6 protein-coding genes, 1 pseudogene and 1 other annotated feature are annotated in these 4,654 nt (G+C 62.2%); of the genes and pseudogenes, 5 read left to right on the top strand and 2 right to left on the bottom strand.

Annotated elements, in window-relative coordinates; all coding sequences use genetic code 11:
* Positions 1 to 266: 266 nt before the first annotated feature.
* A complete protein-coding gene (locus E3O11_RS16650) occupies positions 267 to 581 on the bottom strand; it encodes a transposase (protein ID WP_092453257.1) in 315 nt (104 codons plus the stop codon).
* Between the two features lie 125 nt (positions 582 to 706).
* Here E3O11_RS16650 and E3O11_RS18520 point away from each other — a divergent pair, with 125 nt between their 5' ends.
* Positions 707 to 1,237, top strand: a complete 531-nt coding sequence (locus E3O11_RS18520) for an acyltransferase (RefSeq protein WP_092453254.1) — start codon at positions 707 to 709, stop codon at positions 1,235 to 1,237.
* Positions 1,238 to 1,665: 428 nt separating this feature from the next.
* Here E3O11_RS18520 and E3O11_RS18515 read toward each other — a convergent pair whose 3' ends face one another.
* Positions 1,666 to 1,797: a hypothetical protein gene (locus E3O11_RS18515; RefSeq protein WP_277871294.1), complete on the bottom strand. Its 132-nt coding sequence runs from the start codon at positions 1,795 to 1,797 to the stop codon at positions 1,666 to 1,668.
* Between the two features lie 404 nt (positions 1,798 to 2,201).
* Here E3O11_RS18515 and E3O11_RS16635 point away from each other — a divergent pair, with 404 nt between their 5' ends.
* The 4 genes and pseudogenes from E3O11_RS16635 (at position 2,202) to E3O11_RS18845 (ending at position 4,568) form a co-directional block, all read left to right on the top strand.
* Positions 2,202 to 2,678, top strand: a complete 477-nt coding sequence (locus tag E3O11_RS16635; RefSeq protein WP_092453251.1) for a hypothetical protein — start codon at positions 2,202 to 2,204, stop codon at positions 2,676 to 2,678.
* A pseudogene (locus E3O11_RS16630) lies at positions 2,678 to 3,004 on the top strand (transposase); the annotation flags it as partial. The gene E3O11_RS16635 and the pseudogene E3O11_RS16630, both read left to right, overlap by 1 nt.
* A 218-nt stretch (positions 3,005 to 3,222) precedes the next feature.
* Entirely contained in the window at positions 3,223 to 4,320 is a 1,098-nt protein-coding gene (locus E3O11_RS16625; protein WP_092453245.1) for an IS110 family RNA-guided transposase, read from the top strand.
* Positions 4,321 to 4,326: 6 nt separating this feature from the next.
* Positions 4,327 to 4,433 (top strand) — a sequence feature (AL1L pseudoknot).
* Positions 4,359 to 4,568 (top strand): hypothetical protein, encoded by a 210-nt coding sequence (locus E3O11_RS18845; RefSeq protein WP_092453242.1) that lies wholly within the window; start codon positions 4,359 to 4,361, stop codon positions 4,566 to 4,568. (Overlaps the previous feature by 75 nt.)
* Positions 4,569 to 4,654: the final 86 nt, after the last annotated feature.

The following is a 4,654-nucleotide window of genomic DNA, read 5'->3' as shown; positions in this document are numbered from 1 at the left end:
ACGGCGATCAATGACGGGCTGGACATGGTGATGATTCCTGATCCTCGCCCTACGTCACACGGCGGACTTGCTGTTAGCTACTGGCCTCACCCAACCCTGACACGTAGGGGAGTCGCCGTGGAACCATGCCACTTTCTGCTCGATGTTCTCTCGCCGAATGGCGCGGTCCGATGGCGTCCGGTCGAGCCAGACGTAGTATCCCGAGCGGGATACCTCGAGCAGGCGGACCATGCGGGTGATGGTGAAGTTGGTCTTCTCCGCCAAAATCAGTTCGAACGCTTTGCGTTCGTATCCGATGCTTCCTGGGCGAAGAAGATGGACGCTTTTTTTAGAAACGCCCGATCCAGTTTCAGGTCCGCGTTTTCTTTGCGCAGCCGGAGCAACTCGGTCCGTTCGGACTCGGTGACCGCGGTCTCGCCGGTGTCGTTGCGGGCCTTGAACGCGCTGACCCACCGACCCAGCGAAGCCTCGTTTATGCCGAGCTCGCGGGCGACTGTCGCGACGGCCCTGCCGGTGTTGATCACCAGCTTCACGGCCTCGTCTTTGTACTCAGGAGTGAACTCCCGGCGTGTGTTTCCCATGTGAACATTCTCTCTTGTGAGGTGTCCAGTCAACGGGGGCAAGGCCACGCCTTTTCCGAGCGAGAGTGGGTTGTTTAGCAATGGGCATGCGATCTGAGTATCCGCAGAGTCGATAGTGTGTGTCCATGACCGCCCTGCGCCTCGCCCTGTATTTGTACTTCGCCCGCTGGCTTCCGGGATCTGAGATGCCGGGCGGCAAGCTCGCGCGGCAGATCCGCCGCGCCATCACCGCCCCATTGTTTGCTGAGACTGGCAAAGCGATCCACATCGAGCGCGGCGCATACTTCGGGCGCGGCAACCAGATCCGCATCGGCTCCCGCTCAGCAATCGGAGTACGCTGCGAGCTTCACGGCCCGGTGACCATCGGTGACGACGTAATGATGGGACCGAACGTGGCGATCCACGCCACCAACCACGCCTTCACCGACCTTGCTCGGCCCATGATCGAGCAAGGTTTCTCCGAGTCCGCCCGCGTCACCATCGGTAATGATGTGTGGATCGGTCGCGGGGCGATCATCCTCCCCGGGGTGACCATCGGGGATCACACCATCATTGCGGCCGGTGCCGTGGTCACCAAGGACGTGGAGCCGTACAAGATGGCTGGCGGGAACCCCGCCCGCGTGATCGGTGACCGACGCGAGCGGGCCGCCAACTAGGCTACGTCTGAACCTGCGCCCGTTAGCCGAACGAGCCTTGCCGTGCAGGTCGGAAGTCGACGTGATCGACATACACTTCGCCGGAACGACCCGGGGCCGAAGCGCCGGGAAGCAGAAGAAAGTCGACAAGTGCGTGCTGTGAGCCGTCTGGGGTCGTGAAGGTGTCCTCGAATCTCCCCCCACGCGCCAAGCGTAGGCATAGTCGGATAGGTCGATTCGAACGACACCTGCGTGTCAATCATGGTTCGGTAACGCAACCGCAAAGCAAAGTCGTTAGTGAGAAGGTCGCCCGAAACGTTCTTTATCCGGCCTGACATCACCCACTTGCCCGGTGTGACCATGACGCCCTGCGAGCGGCCATCGGTACTCGATGACGAAGCGACCAGAGACACGGCGTATGTCTAGCCCCGGGTTTTGTGGAGGCTCGGTTAGGCCCGTTTCATCTGGGTGATGGCGGGCGTGTGGTGGGCTAACGCACGGGCGTAGGGCATCTTCAGCTGCCGCATCAACGCCTCGAGGTCGGCGGGCAGCGCGGGCGCAGCGGTCGGGACCGGACTCATGCGCTCTCCTCAAGCAGGTCGTCGGCGGCTTTCACGGGTCGTTGACCGATAGCAGCCCAGCCGCGAATGCCTGGGTCAAAGACTGACCTGCCGCGGATATTTCGGACAGTGGGCCCTCTTAAAATGAGGGATCACTGAAAGTAGAGATCAGCATGACCGCGGCACGTAGGCGTTTTACCCAGGAGTTCAAAGACGATTTACCATCTGGGTCGAGACCGGCGGCCACAACATGAGAGAACACACCGCCGGCCAGGTCAAGGCATAAAGGCTCGTGTGGTCGTGTGGTCGGGCGCCGTTGGCCCCCGGCCACGCGACAGCCCGGCGCTCGAAGGCAATACCGGTGGCTCCCGCAGGCAATATTCAGTGGCCCCTAAACCCTCAAATACTCAATAAGGGGCGGGTTGATGGCGGACTATCGAAAAATCTTGGGGTTATTGCTGGAGGGGCGCAGCTACCGTGACGTCGTCGAGATCGTGGGGTGCTCACATCACGACGTGGCTCGGGTGCGGCAGGAAGTCGAGGCCCGGGGCCTGACCGCGACCGTGACGGTCAGCGACGCTGAGCTGGCGGAATGGTTTCCTGACGGGCGCCGGAAAGTGTCCGATGAGTATGGTCAGCCAGACCTGGCACGGGTGCTGGCGTCGATGAAAGCGAACCGGCACTTCACGTTGCTGCTGGCCTGGCGCCGCTACGTCGACACGAAAGACTCCGGCAAGAAGTATGGGTATTCGCAGTTTTGCGCCCTGTTCACCGGTTACCTCCGCACCCATGATCTCGTCGCGGTGCTGCGCCACGAGCCGGGACGGGCGATGCTCGTTGACTGGGCCGGCGACACGATGGACGTCGTCGACACCATCACCGGTGTCTCGCCCCGGGTTTAATGGAGGTTCTTGATCATCCGGAAAGGTTGAGAATCATGCCAGCAATGAAGAGATATCCGCCGGAGTTGAAGGAACGGGCGGTGCGCCTGCTGCTTGCCGCTCGTGAGGATGCTGGTGGCGCCCGCGGGGCGTCAACCCGCATCGGCCAGCAGCTTGGTATCCCGGCTGACACGCTGCGGAAGTGGCTCCTGCGATCTGAGATCGACTCCGGGGTTCGCCCGGGCACCACGACAGAGGACGCCGCCCGCCTGCTCGAGCTGGAGCGAGAGAACCGTGAGTTGCGGAGGGCGAATGCCATTCTGCGCAGTGCGTCGGCTTTCTTCGCGTTAATGTCATTATGGGTGCGTTGGCGGGGTTGGCTCGTTTCTTCGCTGCTCCGTTTCGGCGGTAGCTTTTCCGCGATCTGCCGCCCCGCCAGCCTCGACGAACGAGACATTGTCGTGGCCTGATAGGAGCATGCGCGCGAAACTGCGCGCTCAATTAAGGCGTGCCCGATGTGCCTCGATCGTCGAACCACTTTCATCGACAATTGAGGAGGCAACACATGGTCACTGTCGGCATCGACGCCCACAAGAACACCCACACCCTCGTCGCCGTCAACGAAAACGGCAAACGCATCGGAGAGATCACGGTTGACGCTCGGCCGAAAGGCCATGAGGCCCTGCTCAGCTGGCTCCGTGACCTCGACGATGTCACAGTCGCTGTCGAAGACTGCCGCCACCTCACCCGGCGCCTCGAAGCCGACCTCCTCATCGCCGGGCACCGCGTCGTGCGAGTCCACACACGTCTGATGGCGGGAATGCGTCGCGGCGCACGCGAGCGGGGAAAGTCTGACCCCATCGATGCCGAGGCCGTCGCTCGCGTCGCGCTCCGCGAAGACAACCTGCCCACGGCCGTTCTCGCCGGCCCCTCCCGAGACATCAAACTCTTCTCGGATCACCGCAAACTGCTCGTCGAACAACGCACCGGCCTGCAAGCGAAACTGCGCTGGTTCCTCCACGAACTCGACCCAGAGCTGTGCGTGCCCTCCCGAGGAATGCGACGCTTCTGCGTCCTGGAGAGTCTCGCAACGGAGCTGGCCGAGAAGCCAGGTGCAGTGGCAGAAATCGCCCGCGACATGCTCAGCGATATCCTCGCTCTCACCCACCGGATCAATGCGATAGAACGGCAACTGTCCGCCATCGTCCGGGTCGAGTATCCCGCGTTGCTGCAAGTACCAGGGATGGGTGTACTGGGCGCCGCCATGATCGTCGGTGAAACCGCCGGCGTCACCCGGTTTCGCAACAAGGACTGCTTCGCCCGCTTCAACGGAACCGCTCCCATCCCCGTCTGGTCGAGCAATAAAGTTCGCGTGCGCCTATCCCGCGGCGGCAACCGGCGCATCAATACCTGCCTCCACATGGCCGCGGTCACACAACTCCGCCTCGGTGACGAAGGTGCCGCCTACTTCGCCAAGCAGATCGACGCTGGAAAGACCCGCACCGAAGCATTCCGCCTACTCCGACGCCGCATTTCAGACCGTGCATTCGCCGCCCTGCGTGCCGACGCTCAGCTCCACGCCAACGAGCCAACTATGACCGTCGTAGCGATAACTCTCACCCCCAAACGCGCCACCGGGGTCCAGGCGCAAGCCGCCGCTTGACATAGGAGCATCGCGGAGCTCGACCGCCCCTCCACCAGATGATCACGTTCATTGACGAGAACAAGCACGACTACGGGGTCGAGCCGATCTGTAAGGAACTGCAGATCGCCCCGTCGACGTACTACGCGGCGATCAGCCGGCCGCCGTCGAAACGATCGAAAACGGATGAGGAGACCGTGGTGAAGATCAAGGACGTGCACCAGAAGAACTATGGCGTCTACGGGGCCCTACGTGTCAGGGTTGGGTGAGGCCAGTAGCTAACAGCAAGTCCGCCGTGTGACGTAGGGCGAGGATCAGGAATCATCACCATGTCCAGCCCGTCATTGATCGCCGT

It is taken from the genome of Cryobacterium levicorallinum (assembly GCF_004402405.1).
Classification (GTDB): domain Bacteria; phylum Actinomycetota; class Actinomycetes; order Actinomycetales; family Microbacteriaceae; genus Cryobacterium; species Cryobacterium levicorallinum.
Note: the sequence above shows the minus strand (reverse complement) of the source record. Positions and strands in the feature narration are given on the sequence as shown.